Source organism: Amycolatopsis albispora (assembly GCF_003312875.1).
Taxonomy (GTDB): domain Bacteria; phylum Actinomycetota; class Actinomycetes; order Mycobacteriales; family Pseudonocardiaceae; genus Amycolatopsis; species Amycolatopsis albispora.
On sequence record NZ_CP015163.1, the window covers coordinates 2,649,363 to 2,670,321 of the forward strand.

General features: G+C 69.3%; 24 protein-coding genes. 11 read left to right on the forward strand and 13 right to left on the reverse strand.

Annotated elements, in window-relative coordinates; translation table 11 throughout:
- Nucleotides 1-54: 54 nt before the first annotated feature.
- The 4 genes from A4R43_RS12355 (at nt 55) to mycP (ending at nt 2,852) form a co-directional block, all read left to right on the forward strand.
- Nucleotides 55-651, forward strand: a complete 597-nt coding sequence (locus tag A4R43_RS12355; RefSeq protein WP_113692470.1) for a hypothetical protein — start codon at nt 55-57, stop codon at nt 649-651.
- Between the two features lie 30 nt (nt 652-681).
- Nucleotides 682-972, forward strand: coding sequence for a hypothetical protein (locus tag A4R43_RS12360; RefSeq protein WP_236808939.1), 291 nt, complete (start codon nt 682-684; stop codon nt 970-972).
- A 193-nt stretch (nt 973-1,165) separates the two neighbouring features.
- Entirely contained in the window at nt 1,166-1,546 is a 381-nt protein-coding gene (locus A4R43_RS12365) for a YbaB/EbfC family nucleoid-associated protein (protein WP_236808940.1), read from the forward strand.
- 25 nt (nt 1,547-1,571) lie between these two features.
- Nucleotides 1,572-2,852: a type VII secretion-associated serine protease mycosin gene (gene mycP / locus A4R43_RS12370; protein ID WP_113692472.1), complete on the forward strand. Its 1,281-nt coding sequence runs from the start codon at nt 1,572-1,574 to the stop codon at nt 2,850-2,852.
- Between the two features lie 9 nt (nt 2,853-2,861).
- Here the strand turns inward: mycP and eccB are convergent, their stop codons facing one another.
- Nucleotides 2,862-4,265, reverse strand: a complete 1,404-nt coding sequence (gene eccB, locus A4R43_RS12375) for a type VII secretion protein EccB (protein ID WP_113692473.1) — start codon at nt 4,263-4,265, stop codon at nt 2,862-2,864.
- A 3-nt stretch (nt 4,266-4,268) separates the two neighbouring features.
- The gene (gene eccD, locus A4R43_RS12380) at nt 4,269-5,648 is read right to left on the reverse strand and encodes a type VII secretion integral membrane protein EccD (RefSeq protein WP_113692474.1); all 1,380 of its coding nucleotides are present in this window, start codon (nt 5,646-5,648) and stop codon (nt 4,269-4,271) included.
- 145 nt (nt 5,649-5,793) lie between these two features.
- Here eccD and A4R43_RS12385 point away from each other — a divergent pair, with 145 nt between their 5' ends.
- Nucleotides 5,794-7,152, forward strand: a complete 1,359-nt coding sequence (locus tag A4R43_RS12385) for a serine/threonine protein kinase (protein ID WP_113692475.1) — start codon at nt 5,794-5,796, stop codon at nt 7,150-7,152.
- 43 nt (nt 7,153-7,195) lie between these two features.
- Here the strand turns inward: A4R43_RS12385 and A4R43_RS12390 are convergent, their stop codons facing one another.
- The 6 genes from A4R43_RS12390 to A4R43_RS42685 all read right to left on the reverse strand — a co-directional run bounded on the left by A4R43_RS12390 (nt 7,196) and on the right by A4R43_RS42685 (nt 11,543).
- Complete coding sequence (locus A4R43_RS12390) at nt 7,196-7,672, reverse strand: TFIIS N-terminal domain-containing protein (protein WP_113692476.1); 477 nt, start codon at nt 7,670-7,672, stop codon at nt 7,196-7,198.
- Between the two features lie 104 nt (nt 7,673-7,776).
- The gene (locus tag A4R43_RS12395) at nt 7,777-8,478 is read right to left on the reverse strand and encodes a phosphatase PAP2 family protein (RefSeq protein WP_113692477.1); all 702 of its coding nucleotides are present in this window, start codon (nt 8,476-8,478) and stop codon (nt 7,777-7,779) included.
- Nucleotides 8,479-8,554: 76 nt separating this feature from the next.
- Nucleotides 8,555-8,932, reverse strand: a complete 378-nt coding sequence (locus tag A4R43_RS42680; RefSeq protein ID WP_162788426.1) for a hypothetical protein — start codon at nt 8,930-8,932, stop codon at nt 8,555-8,557.
- Between the two features lie 213 nt (nt 8,933-9,145).
- Nucleotides 9,146-9,952, reverse strand: coding sequence for an NYN domain-containing protein (locus A4R43_RS12405; protein WP_236808941.1), 807 nt, complete (start codon nt 9,950-9,952; stop codon nt 9,146-9,148).
- 69 nt (nt 9,953-10,021) lie between these two features.
- Nucleotides 10,022-10,777 carry a hypothetical protein gene (locus A4R43_RS12410; RefSeq protein ID WP_113692480.1) on the reverse strand — a complete coding sequence of 252 codons (756 nt, stop codon included), beginning with the start codon at nt 10,775-10,777 and terminating at the stop codon, nt 10,022-10,024.
- 472 nt (nt 10,778-11,249) lie between these two features.
- On the reverse strand, nt 11,250-11,543 hold the full coding sequence (locus A4R43_RS42685; protein WP_162788427.1) for a hypothetical protein: 294 nt from the start codon (nt 11,541-11,543) through the stop codon (nt 11,250-11,252).
- 145 nt (nt 11,544-11,688) lie between these two features.
- Between A4R43_RS42685 and A4R43_RS12415 the strand changes: the two genes are divergently transcribed.
- Nucleotides 11,689-12,273: a YrhB domain-containing protein gene (locus tag A4R43_RS12415; RefSeq protein ID WP_113692481.1), complete on the forward strand. Its 585-nt coding sequence runs from the start codon at nt 11,689-11,691 to the stop codon at nt 12,271-12,273.
- A gap of 132 nt (nt 12,274-12,405) precedes the next feature.
- On the opposite strand, the gene A4R43_RS12420 is transcribed toward A4R43_RS12415, so the two are convergent.
- From A4R43_RS12420 to A4R43_RS12440, 5 genes are all read right to left on the reverse strand, one after another.
- The gene (locus A4R43_RS12420) at nt 12,406-12,828 is read right to left on the reverse strand and encodes a hypothetical protein (protein WP_162788428.1); all 423 of its coding nucleotides are present in this window, start codon (nt 12,826-12,828) and stop codon (nt 12,406-12,408) included.
- A gap of 65 nt (nt 12,829-12,893) precedes the next feature.
- Nucleotides 12,894-13,115, reverse strand: a complete 222-nt coding sequence (locus tag A4R43_RS12425) for a hypothetical protein (protein ID WP_162788429.1) — start codon at nt 13,113-13,115, stop codon at nt 12,894-12,896.
- Between the two features lie 59 nt (nt 13,116-13,174).
- Nucleotides 13,175-13,912 carry a hypothetical protein gene (locus tag A4R43_RS12430; RefSeq protein ID WP_113692484.1) on the reverse strand — a complete coding sequence of 246 codons (738 nt, stop codon included), beginning with the start codon at nt 13,910-13,912 and terminating at the stop codon, nt 13,175-13,177.
- Nucleotides 13,913-14,022: 110 nt separating this feature from the next.
- Entirely contained in the window at nt 14,023-14,283 is a 261-nt protein-coding gene (locus A4R43_RS44605) for a helix-turn-helix domain-containing protein (protein WP_113692485.1), read from the reverse strand.
- Nucleotides 14,284-14,942: 659 nt separating this feature from the next.
- Nucleotides 14,943-17,708: an AfsR/SARP family transcriptional regulator gene (locus tag A4R43_RS12440; protein WP_162788430.1), complete on the reverse strand. Its 2,766-nt coding sequence runs from the start codon at nt 17,706-17,708 to the stop codon at nt 14,943-14,945.
- Between the two features lie 146 nt (nt 17,709-17,854).
- Here A4R43_RS12440 and A4R43_RS12445 point away from each other — a divergent pair, with 146 nt between their 5' ends.
- The 5 genes from A4R43_RS12445 (at nt 17,855) to A4R43_RS12465 (ending at nt 20,933) form a co-directional block, all read left to right on the forward strand.
- Nucleotides 17,855-18,211 carry a type VII secretion target gene (locus A4R43_RS12445; RefSeq protein WP_113692487.1) on the forward strand — a complete coding sequence of 119 codons (357 nt, stop codon included), beginning with the start codon at nt 17,855-17,857 and terminating at the stop codon, nt 18,209-18,211.
- Nucleotides 18,208-18,891, forward strand: coding sequence for a WXG100 family type VII secretion target (locus A4R43_RS12450; RefSeq protein ID WP_113692488.1), 684 nt, complete (start codon nt 18,208-18,210; stop codon nt 18,889-18,891). The genes A4R43_RS12445 and A4R43_RS12450 overlap by 4 nt, the downstream gene beginning before the upstream one ends.
- A 35-nt stretch (nt 18,892-18,926) precedes the next feature.
- Nucleotides 18,927-19,304: a hypothetical protein gene (locus tag A4R43_RS12455; protein ID WP_113692489.1), complete on the forward strand. Its 378-nt coding sequence runs from the start codon at nt 18,927-18,929 to the stop codon at nt 19,302-19,304.
- Between the two features lie 186 nt (nt 19,305-19,490).
- On the forward strand, nt 19,491-19,991 hold the full coding sequence (locus A4R43_RS12460; protein WP_113692490.1) for a peptidase inhibitor family I36 protein: 501 nt from the start codon (nt 19,491-19,493) through the stop codon (nt 19,989-19,991).
- A gap of 399 nt (nt 19,992-20,390) precedes the next feature.
- On the forward strand, nt 20,391-20,933 hold the full coding sequence (locus tag A4R43_RS12465; RefSeq protein ID WP_162788431.1) for a PucR family transcriptional regulator: 543 nt from the start codon (nt 20,391-20,393) through the stop codon (nt 20,931-20,933).
- Nucleotides 20,934-20,959: the final 26 nt, after the last annotated feature.

A 20,959-nucleotide genomic window follows, 5' to 3' on the forward strand; every position in this document is an offset into this window, starting at 1 on the left:
ACCAACGGCGGGCGGGGAAGTCGGCGCGAGCCGCAAACAGGAAAGGAGGCTCCGATGACCGGTAGCGGTTTGATGGACGCCAATACGGACACACTCGCGAGAGTGGTCCAGCTGGCCGCGGTGGTCGTGCAGGAGATCGAAGGGCACCGCGGCAAGCTCGAGGGTGAAGTGAACAGCGTCATCCCCGCGCAGTGGAGCATGGACCAGTCCCAGGCGCTGCTCGTGGCGCACAAGAAATGGGACATGGCCATTCGGAACCTGTGCCAGAAACTGGAAAAGCTGGGTGGCGACACCCAGTTCGCGATGAACGACTACATCGGCGCCGACGAACAGGGTGTCCAGTGCTTCAACGGCGCCCACGGTGGCGGCGGCGGAGCGGGCTTCGGTGGCGGCTTCGGCGGCGGGTTCGGCGGCGGCTTCGGCGGCGGCTTCGGCGGTGGGTTCGGTGGCGCACTCGGGGGTGACCTCGGTGGCGATCTCGGTGACATCGGTGACATCGGTGGCGGTGATTCCGGCGGAGATGACTCCGGCGGCGGCGATTCCGGCGGCGGTGACGGCGGAGACGGCGATTCCGGTGGCGACGGTGGCGGGGGCGGCTCCAGCTCCTCCGGTTCCACCTACGCGTTCGCCGGAGTGCTCCGCGCCATCTGAGGAACACACATCATGGAAAGGAGATGACCCGTGCGTAAACTCGCGATGTTCGGTGCGCTGGACGGACTTTCGGCGAGCATGAACGGCTGTGTCAACGGCGTTCAGCAATCGATCGATTCCTGGGGCAATGCCTCGGGCATGACCCAGGCCGACTGGACCGACCAGGCCGGTGGGCAGTTCGCCGAGATCAGCAGAGCCTGCCAGCAGGTGATGATCGCGGGACAGGAACTGCTGCAGGCGATGAATCAGGGCGTCCAGTCCTGCAACTCGGAGAACATGGCCGCGGTGCAGCGGTCCTGCGGGAGGTTGGGCTCCGCCTGACCGGCCCGGCCCGAGGTGTCCCGGTGCGCTCGCGCACCGGGACATTTTGCGATCGGCCCGGTTCCGGGCCGTTCCCCGCGGCCGGAAGCTGCCAAGTCCCCCCGTCCTGCCGCGTGGCGGATCGAAGGTGGGACAGGTGAGTCCGCCCGGCCACACCGGCAACGGGGACAACCGGAAGCACCGAGGAGGATCCATGGCACAGCCGATGTTCGACGCGGCCGCGCGGAAGGCAGGCTACGAACGACTGCGCGACGACCTGCTCGAGATCAGGGACAAGATCGCCGAAATCGAGGCGACCGCCGACTCGCCCGACGGCCTGGTCAGCGCCACGGTGGCCGGGCGCGGCGAGCTGAGCGAGATGCACCTCGACCCCAGGATCTACCGGAGCCCCGACTCGAAGGCCCTCGCCCAGTCCATTGTGGACACCATCAGGGACGCGGTCGCCCAGTCGCAGGAGCAGTTGTTCGAGATCACCCGCCAGTACCTGCCGCCGGCCGCGAAGCTCGAGGACACCGACGTGCACACCGGCCCGTTCCTGCACCAGCTCGACCGGAAGATCAACGGGGAGTTCTGATGGCCGACTGCGACCTGGACCCGGGATGACCGGCGGCAGGCTGGCGGCGGTGGCCGTGGTCGCGGCCGCCCTGGTCGTCCACCCCGGCGTGGCGGCGGCCGCGCCACCGCCGGGCGCCTGCGCCGATCCCGCCCCGGCGAGCCCGACGGTCACCGAGGTGCCCTGGGCACAGCGGACGCTCGACACGAAGACCGTGCACGAACACGGCACCGGTGCCGGGGTGCTGGTCGCCGTGGTCGACTCCGGTGTGGACGCCGACCACCCGCAGCTGCCACCCGGAAAGGTCCAGCCCGGCCAGGACTTCTTCCTCGTCGGCGACCTCCCCGGCAGCTTCGACTGCGTCTCCCACGGCACCGGCGTCGCCAGCATCATCGCGGCCGCCGCCATGCCCGGCGTCGGATTCACCGGGCTGGCCCCGGACGCCACGATCCTGCCGGTCCGGATCAGCGAGAGCGACATGACCGACGGCGCCACCCAGGCCATCGATCCCGAGGTGCTCGCCAGGGGCATCTGGTACGCGGCCGACCACGGTGCCCGCGTGCTCAACCTGTCCGTCGCGGGCGGACTCGACAACCACTACGTGCGCGACGCGGTCCGGTACGCGGTGGAGAAGGACGTGGTTGTGGTGGCCGCCGCGGGCAACGCCCAGCAGGGCACCGCGCCCGGCCCGGCGAGCTACCCCGCGGGGTACGACGGGGTGCTCGGGGTCGGGGCCGTGGACATGACCGGAACCCGCCTGCCGAGCTCGCAGATCGGGCCGCAGGTGGATCTGGTGGCCCCGGGCGCCGGCGTGCTCAGCGCCGCGCGGGCGGGCGGGCACCAGTACCGCGACGGCACCAGCTTCGCCGCGCCGTTCGTGTCGGCGACCGCGGCACTGGTGCGCGCGGCCTGGCCGGAGCTGTCCGCCCCCGAGGTCGTGCAGCGGATCCTCGCCACGGCGAGCCCGGCGCCGGGCGGCCGGGACAGCGCCGCCTACGGGGCCGGGCTGGTCGATCCCTACCGGGCGCTGACCGACGGCCTGGTGAGCACCGGACCGGCCGCCGTGCCCGCGGTGCGGCGGCCCGTGCCCGATCCCGCCCAGCTGCGCCTCGCCGAGTGGTGGGACGACAGCACCTCGACGGCGTGGACCATCGCGATCCTCACCGGCGCGGTGGTGGCTCTGGGCGCGGCCACCGCGCTGGTACTGGTCCGGGTGCGGCGCGGCGGCTGGCAGCCGCGCCGCACCGTCCTGCCCGCGGCCGAGCCCCCGCGCGACGACCTGCCGGACGAGATGTTCGTGGTGCCGCCACCGCCGGTGGAGCGCTGACCCGCCCGGTCAGGGTCCCAGCACGGTGGCCGGATCGAGGCCGCTGCCCAGCGGCACCCGGTCGACGATGCCGGCGGGCAGCCGGACGGGTTCGGCGTTGCCGTACCCGAGGATGTTCAGCACCTCGCGGTTCGCCAGCGGATACGCCCGGCCCTGGTCGGTGACCAGGACGAGGGTGCCGGCGTGCGCCCCCGCGCTCGGCATCACCTCGACCAGCGCCGCCCGGCCCGGCTCGACGTGCACGCGGTCGGCCAGCGGCATCCCGTGGGCACCCCGGCGCGCCGTGGCGCCGGTCGCGAGCTCGGGCACCAGTGCGTCGACGTGCAGCTCCGGAGCCGTCGCTCCGGGCTGGTAGGTGGCGCACAGCGTGCCCCCGCCGGCGAACCGGGGACGCACTGCCGGCGGGGCACCGGGTTCGGCGGGAGCAGGCGGTGCTTGGGGAGCGGCGGCGGCCGCGGCCGGGCCGAGCAGCACGTCCGACGGCTGGCCGCCGTCGTAGGCCCGCGCGGTTTCCGGATCGGCGCGCTGGATGTCGTACTGCAGCGGGGAAATCGGCCGGAGCCGGTCCGCCTCGGCCAGGTAGTGCTCCCGCCCACCGGAGGTTTGCACCGCGAGCAGCTGACCCACTCGCAGCCCGGCCATACCCGGCACGGCCGTGGACGGTGAACCAGTGCCTGCCGGGCGGAGCGGCCCGATCGGCGCGCCCGCGGGCAGGATGTCCACCAGCGGCATCCCGGTGCGTGTCCTCGGCTCGCCAGTCAGCGCGAGCCCCGCCGACACGATGCTGGGCTGCTCGATGCGGTGCCGGTGGCCGTTGGCGATCAGGTAGGTCTCCCCGCTGGCGGGCACCTCGGCGAGCACGGCCGCGCCGGCCAGCGGCGTGCCGCCGGGCGCACCGGCACCCACCAGCAGCAGTGATTCGTCCACAGTGGACCCGTTGGCGGCGGGCACCGGCCGCGAGCAGAGACTCCAGCCGCCGGTGAGCAGCTGGCCGGGGGCAGGCAGCGCGTCCGGCGCGTCGATGAGCCCGATCCACGGCCCGCGCGGCACACCCGCCAGCGAGTCACTGGACACCGACACCGTCTCGGCGTGCTCGCCGAGCGCGAGCAGCGCCGAGGCGTAGTTCGTCACCGGGTGCAGCACACCGCCGAGGTGGACGTACCGCGCCCCGGACTCCTGCGCCACGATCACCGCGGGCTTGTCCCGCCACGACGTGTTCCCGCCCGGGTTGACCAGCCCGTACACCCAGAACCCCACCAATATCAGCACGCCGACGACGATGCTGCCCACCGCCGCGCCGCCGGGACGGCGGAACGGCGGTTGCTCCGGGTCCGGCTCGCGCGTCACCAGTGCCGAGATCACCCGCTGCGCCAGGAACTGGTGTGCCTGCAGCAGGTCGCGTTTGGACGCCATCCCTCAGCCCCCCAGTCCGCGCACGAGCCCGTACAGGCCCAGTACCGCGCACAGCACCGGCACGCACGCCAGCACGATCGCGATTTCCAGCAACTCGGCGAACCTGCCGAAGAACGGGCTCGGCAGCCGCTTGCTGTGGCCGAGGCCCAGCAGGATCGCCAGCCCGGCCACGGCGAGCAGAACGGGCGTGGTCACGGTGAGCAGCCCGCCCGATCCGGCCATCACCGGGCCGGTGACCAGTGCCCCCGCACTCGCCACGCCGGTCAGCAGCAGCGGCGCCCGGTGCCGCAGCGCCGGGTAGAGCCGGGCACGCAGGCAGAACCCCACCGAGAGCACGCAGAGCAGCACAACCACCGATGCGCTCGCCTGCCGGGCCACCACGAACTGGGCCAGCACGGCGACCGTGGCCGCACCGCCGATCGCACCGGTGAGCACGTGGTCCGCGCGCAGCACCGCCGCGTACACCGCGTGGCGCGGCGGCTGCGGGTCGTCCCGCACGAGGTCGGCCGTGCTGCGCGGCAGCACCGGCATCGGCACCCGGCCCAGCCGGGTGGACAGCGGGCCGAACAGCGGCGAAAACAACAGCACCACCACGGTGGCGACCGCGGCACCGTCCACCCCGTCCAGCGCGTCCAGGCTGGCCAGCCAGGACGCCAGCCCGCCCAGCAGGCCCGCGGTGATGCCCGCGATGAACAGTTCGGCGCGCTCGACCACGCCGGCGTATCCCAGCGCCGAGGCCACCACGAGCGCCGAGCACGCGGCGAGCACGTGCGGAGCGCCGAATCCCGCGGCCGGCGGGCCACCGCCGAGCAACAGCCCGCCGCCGGCGAAGGCGAACGGCAACCCCAGCCCGGCGACGACCGCGCCCGCACCCGCGTCACCCAGCGCGCGGGCCAGCACGGTCCCGGCGGCGAGCAGCACCGCGCAGCAGCCGAGGGCGGCCCACGCCGCCGTTGTCCACGGCGGCCCGGCCCGGACCACCGCCACCAGGGCGAGAACGGCCGCGAACGCTCCGGTGAGCAGTCCCGCGGCACGGGTGTGCACCGGTCCCCACAGCCGTCCGGTGCGCCCGGCGCCCTGCGCGATGGTGTCGGCGAGGTCGTCGTACTCCAGTTCGGGCCAGTGCAGGCGGCGGGACACCAGGTGCAGCACCTCGCCGTCGCGGATGCCGCAGACGCCGAGTGAGCTGGCGAGGTCGAGTGCGGTGCCGTCGGTCCGGCGCAGCAGCCAGCCACCGTCGGTCACCCCGTCGTCGGCGAGGCTCTCCCCCGCGCGGCGCAGGAGCCCGGGCAGGACCTCGGCCACCGAGGCACGCTCCGGCAGGGCCAGGTCGATCCGCCGGGCTGGTGCGTCGATGGTCACCCTGACGAGGTTCGTCGTCATCCGCGTCGTCCTCCGTGCCCTGTGGACTGGGCGGCAGCATCCTGCCGTCGGCGCCACCGTGGAATTTCCCGTTCCTACGATGGAGCGCGAACGGCCGGAGGGAACGGGAACGGCAGCTACCGGACAAAGTGGGGATGGCGGCACCATGAAAGGTACGCACGATCCGGCGGGCACGGCGGCGGCCTCGGTGGCACTTCCCGGCAACGGCGAACTGGTTCCCCTCGGCGAAGGTCCGGTGGCCAAGGTGCTCGCCGGTGCCGACGGGCACGGCGCGTTCGCCCTCAAGGCCTACCCGGGGCCGATCGACCGGCGCACCCGTGGCCTGCTGGACGCCGAACTGCACCGGCTGGGTGAGCTGCGCGCGCGAGCACCCGTGCTCGTGGCCGACCGGGTCGAGGAACTGCCCGACGGCCGGTGCGCGCTGCGGATGGAGCTGTGCGCCCAGTCACTGTCGGAACTGGTCGGCTCATCTGGGCCGCTGAGCGTTCCGGACGCCCTCGCCGTGGGCAGCACGCTGGCCGCGACGCTCGCGGCCGCCCATGCGACCGGTCTGGTGCACGGCGGCGTCACCCCGGGCAACGTGCTGTTCCGGTCATCCGGGGAGCCGGTGCTCGGCGATTTCGGCCTCACCCTGCGGCACGCCTTCCCCGGGGAAATGACCACCGGTGTGGACTTCCTGGCTCCGGAGACCGTGCGGGACGGCACCAGGAACGAGCGAACGGACCTGTACGGGCTCGGGGCCGTGCTGTACTTCGCGCTGGCCGGTTCGCCGCCGCACCAAGGGCAGCCCGGTGAGCAGGTGGACGAACGGCTCCTGCGCACGCTCAGCGGCGAGGTGCCCGTGCTGGACCGCACCGACCTGCCGCCGGGGTTGAGCCAGCTGGTCTCCGCGCTGCTGGCGAGCAATCCGGACGCACGGCCGCTGGACGCGGCGACGGTGGCGGCCAGGCTGGGCCCGCCGCGCGCCCAGCCCGTGTTCGACGACTTCGGTGACGTCTTCGCGAGCCACGTCGCCAGACCCCAGCCGTCCGCTCCCCCGGCCCCGCCGCTGCCTCGCGGTGGAACGCGGTACCGGGCGCGGCGCAAGCCGAAGGCTGGGGTTGTCCTCGCTATTGTCGGTGCGCTGTCGGTGCTGGCCGTGGCGATGGTGTTGGTGCTGCACCGGCCCGCGAAACCCGGCGCGCCGATCAGCCCGGCCGCGGTCGCGGCACCCGAGCCCGGGCCGCCCAGCGGGCAGACCGTGCTGCTCGAACTCGCCGATCCGGTGGACCAGGGCAACTACGTCGAACTGTCCTGGCGCAGCAGCGAACCGCTCGACTTCGCGGTGGTCATCGCGCCGGAGGGGCAGAAAGCGCACTCGGCGTTCGTGGCGCGGGCCAGCACCTACCGGGTCCGCATCGACCCGGTGCTGCGGTACTGCTTCCTGATCCAGGGCGCCACCTCCACCGGCTACGTGCAAAGCCAGCCGAAGCCGATCCGGGGAGCCACCTGCGTCAACGCGTAACCGGGCCGAGCCGCAGGGAGCGCAAGGCGTCGCGGTCCAGACCTCAGCCTGAATCGTGATGACACGAGGTCAGCTCGCATCTTCGCCGCAGGGAGTCGGCGACCTCCTGCCACGATTCGGCGTTCTTCCGCGCGATGCTCGCGACCATTTCGACGCAGTGATCCGGCAGTGCCTCCACCGCGCGACGCCATTCCACCGAACACGGCGGACAGGCTTCGAGCCTTCGCAGCACCAGGCGCCCGGCTTCGCTGAACCGCATCGACGGATCATTCTTCAAGCAGGTGAGGGCGTTCGCGCGGTCGAGACGGCCGCCGAGCGCCGGTCTCCGGTGTGGTTTACGCGCGGTGGAGCCGGTATTCCCCTTTCCGGCCACGGGATCGTGGCCCGACCGCAGCCGGGACCGGACGTCCAGCACCGTCGAGGGGGCCAGGCCGACCACGTTGGCGATCGCGCGCAGCGAAGCGTTCGGGTTCCGCGCGATCAGTTCACCGGCCAGCTGGCGGCTATGACTTCGTGCCAAGCACCCAGAGTGCGAAGCCAGCGATCCACAGCTGGGTCTTGAGGGAGCGCGCACGGCGAGCCAGAACTGGTCGCGGGTGGGGTCCTCGATCGCCGCGACCAGCTTCAGCGGAAGACCACGATAGTCGCAAGTAGGCCCAGCGCGGTGCCGGCGAGAACCTGCGCGATGGTGTGCGAGCGCAGGGCAAGGCGCGACCACGCGATGATCGGCACGATCAGCAGCGTCGCCAGCCAGGGCGCGCCGAGTGCGAACGTGAGCATGGCCGCGCAGCCCGCCGCCACGGTGGTGTGGACGCTGATCTTCCACCAGATCGTCGTGAGCAAGAGCCCGGCCAGTGCAATCGTCATGGCGAGGGCGGTGTGCTGCATGGCCAGCGACGCCCGCGCTACCCGCAGCGCGAGGAACCCGGCCACGAGGGAACAGCCGATCGCTGCCATGCAGATCAGCCGTCCGGGGCGGGTGTCGATGTAGCGATCGATCCACCAGCCGCGGCGGATGCCGATCGCGATCACCAGCACCGGTACGACCGCGGTGGCGACGATCGCGACAAGCGCGTCACCGAGCGCACCGGTGCCCGCGCCGAGCAGCAGCCAGGTGGTTGCCAGCAACACCGGCGGTGAGGCCAGGCTCGTGATCAGCTGCGCAATCGCCTGCCCCACGGTCATCGACAACGCGAACGTCGGCGGCTCGGCCCGCTGGCGGACCGCAGTACCCAGTATCAGTCGTCGTCCTGGAGCGCCGAGCCAGGCCAGCCCGCGAACGATGGTCAGCAGCGCGACGATCGCGTAGATCGCCGTAGCCAGCACGGGGTACCAGCACAGTGCGACTCTCAGCCAGCCGTTCCCGGCTGCGGGCGGCCCGGAAGTATCGCTGCTCGGCGTATCAGCCTGCGGCACGTTCCCTGTCCCACTGGGTGACCAGCGGCAACATCGAGCGCATCAATGCCTGACTTGCCACCGACAGGCTGGCGAAGTTGGGAATCATCGACGTGAGCAACTGATCAGGGCTGGCATGACCTCCGCCGGTCAGGCGAGCTTTCACCTTGGCGTAGGCGTCATCGTCAGTGAAGTAGTTGGCCGGCACCACGAAGAACTGGGCCAGTCCCCGCAGATGACTCATACGCGGGTCACGAGCGCGGCCGGTACGCAACTGCCACACGTACGTGGGGGAGATTGAACCACCCGCCCTGCGCACACCCTCTGCACCCTGCCGGTCGGTGTACGCGTGTCCGTCTGCGCGCCGGCACCAGTCGAACAGCAACCGCAACCTCGCCGACAAGGACGGCTCTAAGGACGGCGGCGCGGAAGGTGGATTGGGCACCGCAGATCATCGAGTGAAGATCATCATTCGTTACCCAGCTATGGTCGAGTTCACAGGCTGCGTCTCGGCTATAGCAGAAATAGCGCGACTCCGGTATGGCCACGTTCCCCCGCGCACCTCGCGCGGGAACGTGGCCATGCATGAAGGCCGGCCTCAGTCTCCGCCCGCTGGCCCCGGTGGAGTGGTGCTCGCCTTCTTGCCCGTGTGCTGTCGCTTGTCAAAGGCGTAGATGACCGCGGGTTTCCCGTCACCGGGGCTGCGGCGATCCAGCTCGAACAGGGTCGTCGCGGCGATCAGGTCACTGAGCTTGGCGTAGCCGTAGTTGCGCGCGTCGAAGTCCGGGCGCTGTTTGGTGATGATGTGCCCGACCGCGGCGAGAACCGCCCAGCCATCCTCGTCGGAGGCCGCCTCGACCGCGTTGCGCAACTGCCTGACCAACGCGGTGTCCTGCTTCAACTGTGCAGCCGAAGCGCGCGGAGGTGGCTTGAGCGCGACATCGGCCGGCGCCGCGGCGATCACGCTGTAGATGAGGTTCTCGGTATAGATGAACTTGTCGCAGGCCACGACGAACGGCTTCGGCGTCTTGCGTTCGCCGAACCCGTACACGGTGACCCCGGACTCACGCACCCGCGCGGCCAGCCTGGTGAAGTCGCTATCGCTGGACACGATGCAGAAGCCATCGAAGCGTCCGGTGTAGAGCAGGTCCATCGCGTCGATCACCATCGCCGCGTCGGTGGCGTTCTTCCCGCTCGTGTAGGCGAATTGCTGAACGGGCTGGATCGACTGCGCGAGCAACTGGTCCTTCCACCCCCGCAGGCTGCTACCGGTCCAGTCGCCATAGGCGCGTTTGACGTACGCGGTGCCGTACTTGGCGACCTCGGCCAGCAACCCATCGACGATCGCCGGCTGGGCGTTGTCCGCGTCGATGAGAACCGCCAACTTCGCCAGGTTCTCACTCACGAGGTACACGCTCCCTGCGCATCGGATGCCACCCTTCGGTGGAGGGTTGCAGGCTACCGGCGGCGCGCGCTATCTGGCGTTTCGGTCCGACAGCTCGCGTGCGGCGGCCCAGGAGGGACTGTCCTCACGCCAGGTGGCGAGTGACCAGGGGCCATCGATCCACAGCTGGATTTCGGCGATTGGGGCTTGCGGAGCGAGCCAGAGCCGCCAGTGTCCGTATCCGAGCCATCGGTCACCAGGGTTCACGTGGGCGAAGGTGTCGGGGTTTCTCGATCGGAGGACGACGCGCAGACGCCGTCGTCGAGCGTCGTGGCCGAGGTAGTCCTGGTGCTCGTCGCGCAACTGGTGGGTGTTGCCGGAGTGGGCGGTGCCGATGTCGCGCACGGTGCCGTGCAGGGCGAGGGGGTGCCGTGCGGCGAGATCGAGGTGGCTGGCGATCGCGGCGGCCTCGGTGGCGTGGCGGCAGAACTCGTGCCAGCGCAGCTTCCGGCCGGCGTATCGGGCGCGGAACCGGTGTGCGGCGTCGGGCGCGTCGTCGAATTCACGGAGCAGCCGCACAATGCGAGTGGCCGTGCTCAGTGCCGGGACCAGCGTGTGGTCGGCCGCGGTGACGCTCAGACGAGCCGTGGGTTTGCCGGGTCTGCTGGGCGGGAGCGGATCGGGTGGTTCGATCGTATCGGGGTCCGGGAGCCGCAGCTCGCAGTCCTCACCGTCTTTGACCAGCGTGCCGCGGCTGTCGCGGATGAGGTTCTCGGCGCGGTTCTTGAAGTCGTAGGCGCAGCCTGGATCGTGCTCGCCGTGTCCCGGCAGACGGTAGAACGCCATCACCTGGGTCGTTCCGCCGTGGGGTGCACGGCGGTGATAGGTCGGTACCGCGATCACGGCGGTGGTGCAGCCGCCGCAGCGCAGCGGCTTGAACGCCTCAAACGGTGCGGAACCGCGTCAATGGCGGCCCGCCCATACGTCCGCCCGCGGGCTGTCTCGCGCCGCCGGAATCCCCACCCGCTCAGCCATGGCCCCCTCGATACTGCTCGACAGCCAAGGCCGAGAATACCGATCGGGCCTTTCACCTGCGAAATTCGTTCGTACGAATGCACGGTAGCGGCCGGACCCTCGGCCAGCCCGAATAGCGGGTTCAGCCACCGCCCCGTCCTCACCGACGTGGATGCCCAGCACCCGGTGCCGCGTGTCAGTGTGCTCGGGCACGTTCCCCGGCCCGTTCAGCGGTGTCTCATTCGAGTGATCCTTTCGGCGTCAACCGGCGACCGTCCACTGTGTCCGCTTCGGTTCTCCGTGTTCAGTTCTTGCTCCACTGTTGCGGAGTGCTCATGGAGGTGTTGTTCTTCACCGCGCGGTCGCGTGTGCCGGTCAATGACGGGGTTGCTGGTCTTGGCTCGGGCGAGCTGGCGGCGTTGTTCGGGCGACGGTTGGTATCGGAGGGGATGCGTGGAGCCGTAGCCGTTCGGTGAAACCGGGCGCTCGCGTTGACGACGGTGATCCGCACGTCATCCCGCCACCTGAGGCGCCCCACTTGATGGGACGCCGCCGACATGGCGGTGTACCCGCCGCCGAGAACCACGATCCTGCGCATGGCGTCCGTCCTTTCCGCTCGCTTGACGACCACGAGACACGACGGGCACCGGCAAACATGACGTGGCGCGAGCGGGGTCACATGTCATGATCGGGAGGTGCTGACTCGAGAGGTACTCGCGGCCTGGCTGGCGGAACGGGGCGTCGTGGCCGCACAGGTCCATGACGCGGGTCCGATGTTCTGGGTCGACATCGATCCGCGGGTAGGGCCGATGCTCGTGCACAAGGCGACGGGCGGAGCCTGGTACCTCCGGGCCGAGCCGCCGAACCGTGCGGTCTTCGCCATGCCGAGTGCGGCGATGATCGACGGGGCCATGCGGGCGGCCGGGGTCGATCCGGCACGCCCGCACGACATGTTCCCGTTCCAGCCTCCGCCCCCCTCGGCGCCGACAACGGCCACCGTGGCGGAGGTGGCGGCTTGGCTGCGTGCGGAGTACGGCTGGCGCCACATCGAGGACCGCATCACCGACCGCGGCTGGGCCTACTCGGTCAACACCCAGTCCGACGCGTTCCTCGACACCGGTGACCCGAACGACGCCCTGATCGGGAACGGCCCGATCATCGTCGTCAAGCGCACGCGCGGCATCTGGTTCTTCGGCTCCAACCCGATCCTCTATCCCGCCATGGACGCGACCAACGAAATCGACTTCTACGTCGCCCGGCGCGCCGTGTTCCGCAACGACGACCCGTCGCGGCCCGATCGCCTGCTACCGACGGTGTCCGGTCGCTGAGCCCAGCGCCGGAGCAACGGCGTCGCCATCAGCGTCGTCACCAGCGCCATCAGCAGCATGATCGTGAACAGCGGCGTCGCGACCGACGATGCCATTGATTCCGGCGTAAACACAGATACGTCTTCTCAGCCGTCATCGGTGAACCTTCATCCCAAGTACGGGCCAGTGCAGCTCAGCATCGCACGCGCAAACCTTCCACCCACGCCGCAGGGGAGCCAACCCCTCGACTGACCGCACGAGTGTCTTGCCGCACACAACAGAACACGACAGCCCGCGTGGAGTCCTCAGTAGACCGGAGCTAATGTGCATTGTTGCCCACAGGGCAGGACCCGCCGGATCGTCGTCCTCGACGTCGACATGGACCTCGATGTGCTGAGCAGGGCTACCCGACTTGAGGCGCACGAACACGGCGCTCTGCCCGGCGCGCGAGGCGAAGTCCAAGCCCCAGATCGGCGACAACTCCTCGGCGCGGCTGCGCAGGACGTCCAGGCGCTTTAGTAGGTCGGGCACGCCGCCGAGCAATCCAGCCTGTTCCTGGTGCAGTTCGCGCTGCATGTCGATCACCTCGTGGTGTGGAGTAGTCAGCATGTAGCGGGCGATGTCCGTTCCGACAGCCCGCTTCAGCGAGCGGACGACCTGCGCGCGCTGGTTTTTCCTAGCTTTGTCCAGCTCTTGAACTCCATCGTGCGGCGGATGTCCTCAATCCAGGCGTCGCGGCCTCCGTCGCCCCCGGAACCGTTGATCGTGCGCACACGGTCGCCGTATTCGGAGTGCACGATCAGGTCAAACAGCTGCTTAGCCTTCTTCGGCGATTCGGCCAATTCATCCCAAGAGATCCGCACGGTCGTCATTCTGCCGTTGCACGGAGCTCCCTCGCATGCCGAGAAGGACCTTGCAGACGTCACGCTGACTCGGGCGCGCCCAATCCCGGCGCAACGCCCGCGCTACCACCACCGAACGCCGCAACAACCGCGCACCGATCGGCTACAGGCATCGAGATCAAGGTTGAAGCGCTGCAGACCACCGAGTTCACCCCACCGAGGCCCGTCCACGCGGCGGTGATGATCAGCACCGCCGCCCACGGGCCGACCAGCGAGGCCGCCTGCAGCGCGATCATGACCACCTGCTCCGGAGTGGCCCACACCTGCTCACGGCGCTTCTGATGGCGGCGACGTCCGCGACGGCGTGGCTGGATCGGGTTGACCGGAATGAGACGTTCGTCCGTGGCGTCGACCAGCATCATGGTCATGATCTTGATGATGGTGTTGACCGTGTTCTGCGCGTAGCCCTGGGCGCGGAGCTTCTTCCCCCAGGTGTGCACCGCCAGGCCGGACACGCCGGACAGGCTGGTGTTTCCCCAGCGGGGCAGGATGTGGTTACGGGTCAGGCTCTCGTACTGGGCCAGCGTGGCCGGAGCGACGTCGATGGAGTCGAACCAGGTCACCGACCACTCTCCCAAGGCCAGCTTGCCGGCCTCGGGATCGATGAACTTGCCTCGCCGCTGATCGACCTTGATCTCAGCGGCCTTGTCCTGGGCGGCCGTCTTGGAGGGAAACCCCGAAATCGAACCGATCGAGCCATCGTCACGATGGTAGCGAACTCTCCATGAATCACGTCCGCATTTCTCCGCAAATGCCATGTTGAATACCTTGCTACCATCGGGTTTTATTGACGGACCTATGGACGCTCCGTGTCCGTCAAAATACAAGCCAGTAATAAAGAATCTTCTACGCCTGCCCGACGAAGGCCTTAACGACTTCCCCGTGGCCCCTGCGCACTCATCGCCGCGATAGCGTCGAGGTCAGCGCGCGAGAACCGCAGATGCTTGCCCACGTAGCGGCACGGCACAGCACGCGCGGCCGCTTTGCGGCGCAACCACGAGGGCCGCACCTGCAAAAGACCCGACGCTTGCTCGACCGTCAACAGCAACGGCACCACCTCCTGGGCCTCGTCGCTGTTCGCACTCCCATCAACCCCCTCGACTACCACCGCTTTTTCCGATCGCAACACCTGTTGCGATAACGGCCGCGAAATCCCTTCCCGCCGAGCGCACCGGCGCCTCCGGCCACGACATCGAGTCCGCCATTTACAACACTGCTACTTCCTGTATCGTCGCAGGTCTCAAAGTGTGTCCCGCGCGAGCGGGGGTGGTCCCGCGTTCAACGAGGCTGGCTCCAGCGGCGCTCACCAACCTCCTGTTCACTCTCGTCCTCGGCTGGCGGCTTCGAGCCCGAGCGGGGCACGACCCGAAGGACATCAGAAGCTCCATCGAACACGCGACTCGCCACCTCGCCTGAAGACATATCTAACCGACGCGGCGGTTGGCGACCGCTGACAGCCTGTCCCCGGGCCAGGGCGGCCGATCCGCGCCCGACGGGCGAGGCGCCGCAAGCCAGTACCCAACGCCTCCGCCATCACCTTCGGTGGACGCGGGCCAGTAGCCGAACCCTACTGATCAACAACGCCGGAAACACCTTTGGTGAGACAGCCCCTTCCGGGGCGAGTACGCGGGTGGTAATCGGGCTCGGCCTGCTCATCGTGTACGTGGTCCGGGTCGCGATCACCCTCATCCTGATCATCACCGCGCCGCTGTTCCTACTGTGCCACTGCCCACACACACCGATCCCCTCGCGCGGTGGTGGCGGAAGGCGATAGGCGCGGTACTCGCGTCATTTTCGCTGGTGCGCGGTCCCGAGGCGGAGTTTCGCGCGGAGGTCTTCGGTGTCGGGGTGGTGGTACTTCTCGCGTAGTTCGAGGGCGTGGCGCCAGGCGCGGTGAGCCGCGGCGGTGTCGCCGGTGTGGTGGTGGATTTCGCCGAGGGAGGTCAGTGCGTCGGCGGTGCCGTCGGGGTCGTTGAGGTCGCGGTAAAGCTCGAGCGCGCGGGTGAAGCAGTCGATCGCCCGCAGGTGGTCGCCGAGTTGCTGGTGGGCGAATCCCATGGACTGCCAGGTGTCGGCCTGGCCGTGCCGGTCGCCGACTTTTTCGAGGATCGTGTATGCCTGCTCGTTCGAGGCCAGGCTTTGTTCGTAATCGCCGAGAAGTGCTTGGCACCAGGCGATTTCGGTGAGTGCGATGGCTTCCCCGATGTGGTGGTCGATGGCGTGGTAGAGCGCGTGCGCCCGTTCGGCCTCGATGAGTGCTTCCCGGCGTTGTCCCTGCTCGTGCAGGATCCAGCTGAGGTCGACGAGCGCTGCGGCCTCGGCCGGTTTGTCGCCGGCTTCGCGGAAGAGGCCGAGAGCTTCGGTGAGGTGTTCTTTCGCGGTGGTGAACCGGCCGAGCAGGCCGTCGGCGTTGGCCAGGCCTTGGTGGGTGTGTGCTCTGCCGGTGGGGTCGTCGAGGTGTTCGGCGGCGGCTAGGCCGACGCGGTGGACGCCGATCAGTTCGTGGCGGCGCCCGCCGCGGTCCAGGAACGGGCACAGCGCCCAGGCCAGTTGCCAGGCGTGCCGGTGGTAGCCGATGGCGCCGGCGTGGGTGAGTGTGGCGATGAGGTTGTGCCGTTCGGCGGTGAACCAGGTCATTGCCGAACGGTGATCGCTGAGTGGCTCCGGGACGCATCCGGACGGTGGTTCCGGCAGGTCGAGAGGGTCGCGCGAGGGCACCAGCAGCCCGGCTGCGGTGTGGGCGGTGTGCAGGAAGTGGTCCAGCAACCGGACGTGCGCATGGTCGCGGTCTGCCTCGTTGGTGACGAGTTCTGCGGCGTAGGCGCGGAGCAGGTCGTGGAAGTGGAAGCGGCCGGGTGCGTGTTCGGTCAGCAGCCCGGTGCGAGTCAGGGCGTTGAGCAGTGGCCGCGCCTGTGTGGTGGGGACTCCGGCGAGGCTGGCGGCGGCCGGTGTGGTGATGTCCGGCCCGGGGTGCAGGCCCAGTAGCCGGAACAGTCTCGCGGTCGGCGGGTCGAGTTGCTGGTAGGACCAGGAAAGGACGGTGCGTACGTCAGTGCTGATGTCCTCGTCGGCGAAGGCGTCCAGGGTGGTGGGGGCGGCGCGCAGTTCCGCGGCGATGTCCCGCAGTGGGAATTCGGGGTGGAGGGCGGCGCGTGCGGCGACCACCGCGAGCGCGAGCGGTAACCGGGCGCAGGCGGCGACGATCTCGCCGACCGCGTCGGAGTCGGTATCGGTCCGGCCTCGGCCGAGGCGGCGGGTGAGCATCAGCCGCGCGTCCGACTCCGAGGGCAGGCCCACGGTCACCGGCTGGGCACCGTGCCCGGCGATCAGGCCGCCGAGCGGGTCCCGGCTGGTAACCAGCACCAGACAGCCGGAGCTGCCGGGCAGCAGGGGCCGCACCTGACCGGCGTCGCGCGCGTTGTCCAGCACCACGAGCAGCCGCTTCGCGGCCAGCTGACTGCGGTAGAGGCCGGCCAGCGCATCCAGGTCTGCCGGTACGCGTTCGGGCGGGACCCCGAGCGCATCGAGAAAGGGCGCGAGCACGCTCGCCGGTGACAGAGCCTGCTCAGCGGCGTCGAAGCCGCGCAGGTTCACGTACAACTGCCCGTCCGGGAAGTGACCTGCCACCCGGTGCGCCCAGCGCAGGGCGAGCGTGGTCTTCCCGCCGCCGGCCAGACCGGTGATCGTGGCGATCGGTACCGGCCGTTCCGTGTTACCGGCGGCGAGCAGCCGGTCCAGGGCGGCGAGGTCGGCCTCGCGGCCGACAAAATCGGCGGTTTCCGCGGGTAGTTGCCGCGGGACGGGCACTGCGGCGGGCGCGGCGACCGGCTCGTCCTGCAGCAGGGACAGGTGCAGCTGCTGGAGTTCGGGTCCGGGATCGATGCCGAGTTCATCCCGCAGATTCGTCCGGATCTGCTGGTAAGCGGCCAGTGCGTCGGCGCGCCTGCCGTCCCGGTGCAGCGCGGTGATCAACCGACGCCAGATTTCCTCGCGCAGCGGCTGTTCGCCGGTCAGCGCCCGCAGCTCGCCGAGCACTTCCTGACTGCGGCCACGATCCAGGTCGAGGTCGATCCGCCGCAGCAGGGCCGCGATCCGCTCGTCGGTGAGCCGTGCTGCCGCCTGCGTGCGCAACCGGTCCGAAGCCACCCCAGCCAGTGGCTCGCCGTGCCAGAGCTCCAGCGCCTGGCGCAGGAACGTATCCGCGGCGTCCTCGTCGGCCTCGGCACGCCGCACGAGATCCCGGAACAGCTGCAAATCGACCACCACGCGGTCAGTGTCCAGGGCGTATCCGTCGGCGACGGTGACCAGGGTGCCTGCGCCGAGCAGCGCACGCAGCCGTCCGACCAGCGTTTGCAACGCGCGACGCGGGTGCTCTGGCAGCCGCTCTTCCCAGCAGTGGGCGATCAGCTCACCGGTACCCACCCGGCGGCCACCGGCCAAGGCCAGCGCCGCGAGCACCACGCGAGGACGTGCCGGGATCGGCACCGGCCGTCCACCGGCCAGCACGCGAACCGGCCCGAGGAGCTGGACCCGCAGTGCGTCTTTCTCCGGCACGATTCGTGATGGTAGGTGCTTTCCGGGCACCTCGTGGGTGAATCACCAGGTCAGCGAGGAGTCGGCGGGAAGCCGTTCTGAAGCCGGTTTGAGGCCGGTGGGGCGTTGACTGCTCCCAGTCGCGCAGCAGGGGGAAGGGAGACGCCGTGGCTGGAGAGAAGTTCGCCGTCCATCCTGAAGCACTTCGGGGATACGGGACTCAGATCGCCCGCAACGCCGGGTTCGCCGGGGAGATCGCCGCGCACGTCAAGGAGTTCGGCAAGGACACCACGGGGCTGGCCGGGATCCTCAGCGACCTGGCCGAGGGCTGCGTGCGGGTGGCGGATCGGGAGATCACGCTGATGAACGACGTCATGAGCAAGCTGGACTCCACCGCCGCCGCGCTCACCACGGCCGCCACGGCCTACGAGACCGCGGACCAGAACTACGCCGAACAGCTCGACAAGCAACGACCGGACGGCCCTGCGGGCTCGAAGCTGACCAGCGGAGGGCCCACGCCATGACCGCTTTTGTCGACACCCACCACCCACTTGGCCGGCTCGTGGCACCGGGGCAGGAAAACAACGACGCCGCCGAGGCGATCCGCGACGCGCTTGGCACCTTTGGCTGGATCGACAAACTCATGGACGAGCTGTTCGACTTCAGCTTCGTCGAAATCGTCGTCGACGAGATCGGTGCCGAGTACGGCCAGCTCAAGACGATCGGCGCGGTCTGGAACAACCTGCGCTGGGCGGTCGAAGGCGTCGCGGAGAACCTCCGTTCCGGGTACGGCGAGCTGGAGCCGCAGTGGGAGGGCAACGCGGCCCAGGCCTTCGAGCGGTACATGATGGACTGGATCCGCCGCCTCGGCGATCACCAGGAGTTCTGCCGCGACATGCGGGACAAGCTCAACGACATGGCCGAAATGCTCGACCAGTTCGTCACGACCATCTGCACGGTCATCGAGTTCGTCATCAGCATCCTGGAATGCCCGGCGATCGCGCCGCTGAAGATCGCCTGGAACTTCAGCGATCTCAAGGACAACATCGACATGGTCAAGGGCGTTGGCGAATTGCTGACCAACGGGGTCGGCACGCTCGTCGAGAGCTTCAAACTGATCGCCGGCCACGAGCCGACGCACGAGTTTCCCGAAGCCAAGGTCTCCTTGCCGGACAGGCCCTACGGCGGACCCGACAACCCGTGAGGCACCCCACCGGAGTATCGAGAGGAGAACCACCGATGACCGGTTTCAACGCCGCACTCCAAGCCGCTGACGAGAGCTTCGGCAACACCAGGGCCGCATTCGACAAGCACCTGGGCGCAGCGAAAGAACGGCTGGACCGTACCCGCCGAGACGTGACCAATCCACCGGCCGCCCTGCACCGGGAGGCTGTCGAGTACTTCCGTGACGGACGCGGCGGCCCGACGCTGCAGAGCCTCCAACTCGCCGTCGACACCGGCACCACCACCTGGGCCGACATCGCACTCGGCCGGGCCGGCGCGCTGAGCGAGCAGTTCAAGGCAGACGCGGCCACAATCGCACAGGTCTGCAAGCAGCTGGCCGACGCCTACCACGAAGGCGGCGATCCGCGTGCGTTCACCGAAGACGCCTGGTAGCAGTCCATCGACCGCCGGCACGACACCTCGGTGGTGCTGGTCGGCGTCCTCACCGCTCTCGTTCGAAACGACGACAAGTCTTCATTGAAGCGTCGAACGAATGCGAAAGTTATCACTGTTTTACACATCGGAACAAGGTATTTTCACACAGGAGCTTAGCGCTCCCAAGCAAGGAGAAGATCAGTCATGCGAATGATCAAAACAGCGCTGTGCGCAACCGCCGCGTTTTCCGCAGCCGCACTGATGTCCGGTGTCACGACCGCCGCCGACGCCGCCTCCACGCCGTCGGCAACCCAGCAGTCGTGCAGCAGTCCCAACCAGGAGGTCTGCTGGGAATTCAGCAAGGGAAAGCAGTACAACTGCCCCGAGGGACGGGTGTGCCTGTTTCCTGGCCTCAATCAGCGCGACGGAATAGTCTCCTGGAAGGCGGGACACTACGAGTCGGACTTCGCCAGGATTCCGTGCACGCCGGACAACTCGTCCTGCAACGGACTGCCAGGACAGGTCCCGACATTCGACAACGATGCGTCGTCATGGTTCAATAACACGAACATGGTGTACTGCGTTTCCAGGCTTCCGAATGGCGGCGGACACCCCGATAACACCATGCCCCCCAAGATGGGCGGCCCTTTCACCTCCGAATGGGACAATGACGCGTCGTCGCTGTCTTACCTGGGATGCCCGTAGACACGACTGAAACCCCACCGTCATCCCTGGTGAAAACCGACCGCCCACGATATGGGAAGGCTCATGTCGGCCCATTCGGCCATACCGTCGGACTGCAGCGGCGCTGGCTTGGACAAGGCGGTTCTCGCATAGCCAGCGAACGCCTCGTCGATAGCTCGCCGCATGTCCTGTGTTCGGGGTGTCGCGAGTACCAGCCGCCGGGGCGGCGGGCGCGGTGTACCGGTCGCGGCAGGTCGTGCACAGGGCCGGAGTCGGCGTGAGGCGTCGGGTCAGCGTCGCGCCGCGGGCGACGGCGGCGCGCCGGGGTTCGGGGTGGTGGTCGGCCACTGTGGCTGGTCTCCGGCACTGGGCGGGGAGGCAAGGTTCGCGGAGGTAGGCGGCGCCGTCCGAGTCGCAGCGTTGCTTGGAAGACACGGTCAGCGGTCGGAGGTGCAGCTCGGTGAGGAGGCCGCCGAGGCCGGTGATGTGGTCAAGGAAGCGTTCCGCCCCGGAGTGCGGGCGGCGACCGGCATCAGCGCCCCGGGCATGGCGGGCTTTCGCCGCAGCCACCGGGAAGCGCTCGCCGCCCAGTCCGTCGCGATCACCACCGGCAACGGCAGGCCCATCACCTGCTACGCCGACGTGGAGCTGGCCTGCCTGGCGGCAGGCAGCGGCGGGATGGCCGCCATGCGCGCGCTCGTCGAACGCGAACTCGGCCAGCTCGCCGCCACCGACGACGCCACCACCCGCCTGCGCGACACGCTGCGCGAGTACCTCGCACACGGCGCCGACGCGCGCCGCGCCGGCGCCGCGCTCCACGTGCACCGCAACACCGTCCGCTACCGCGTGCAGCAAGCCGAGCAGGCCCTCGGGCACCCGATCGACGAGCGCCGCGCCCACCTCGAACTCGCCCTGCACTGCCACCACGTCTACGGCGCCGACGCGCTGCCCGGCAGCGGCTGAACCGTCACCGGTCGGACCTCGTTCAC

Coding starts and splice junctions, on each gene's coding strand:
- A4R43_RS12355 (WP_113692470.1), top strand. CDS start 55: ATGACCGGTAGCGGTTTGATGGACGCCAATACGGACACACTCGCGAGA.
- A4R43_RS12365 (WP_236808940.1), top strand. CDS start 1,166: ATGGCACAGCCGATGTTCGACGCGGCCGCGCGGAAGGCAGGCTACGAA.
- mycP (WP_113692472.1), top strand. CDS start 1,572: ATGACCGGCGGCAGGCTGGCGGCGGTGGCCGTGGTCGCGGCCGCCCTG.
- eccB (WP_113692473.1), bottom strand. CDS start 4,265: ATGGCGTCCAAACGCGACCTGCTGCAGGCACACCAGTTCCTGGCGCAG.
- eccD (WP_113692474.1), bottom strand. CDS start 5,648: ATGACGACGAACCTCGTCAGGGTGACCATCGACGCACCAGCCCGGCGG.
- A4R43_RS12385 (WP_113692475.1), top strand. CDS start 5,794: ATGAAAGGTACGCACGATCCGGCGGGCACGGCGGCGGCCTCGGTGGCA.
- A4R43_RS12410 (WP_113692480.1), bottom strand. CDS start 10,777: ATGGCGTTCTACCGTCTGCCGGGACACGGCGAGCACGATCCAGGCTGC.
- A4R43_RS42685 (WP_162788427.1), bottom strand. CDS start 11,543: ATGCGCAGGATCGTGGTTCTCGGCGGCGGGTACACCGCCATGTCGGCG.
- A4R43_RS12420 (WP_162788428.1), bottom strand. CDS start 12,828: ATGCAGCGCGAACTGCACCAGGAACAGGCTGGATTGCTCGGCGGCGTG.
- A4R43_RS12430 (WP_113692484.1), bottom strand. CDS start 13,912: ATGGCATTTGCGGAGAAATGCGGACGTGATTCATGGAGAGTTCGCTAC.
- A4R43_RS12450 (WP_113692488.1), top strand. CDS start 18,208: ATGACCGCTTTTGTCGACACCCACCACCCACTTGGCCGGCTCGTGGCA.
- A4R43_RS12455 (WP_113692489.1), top strand. CDS start 18,927: ATGACCGGTTTCAACGCCGCACTCCAAGCCGCTGACGAGAGCTTCGGC.
- A4R43_RS12460 (WP_113692490.1), top strand. CDS start 19,491: ATGCGAATGATCAAAACAGCGCTGTGCGCAACCGCCGCGTTTTCCGCA.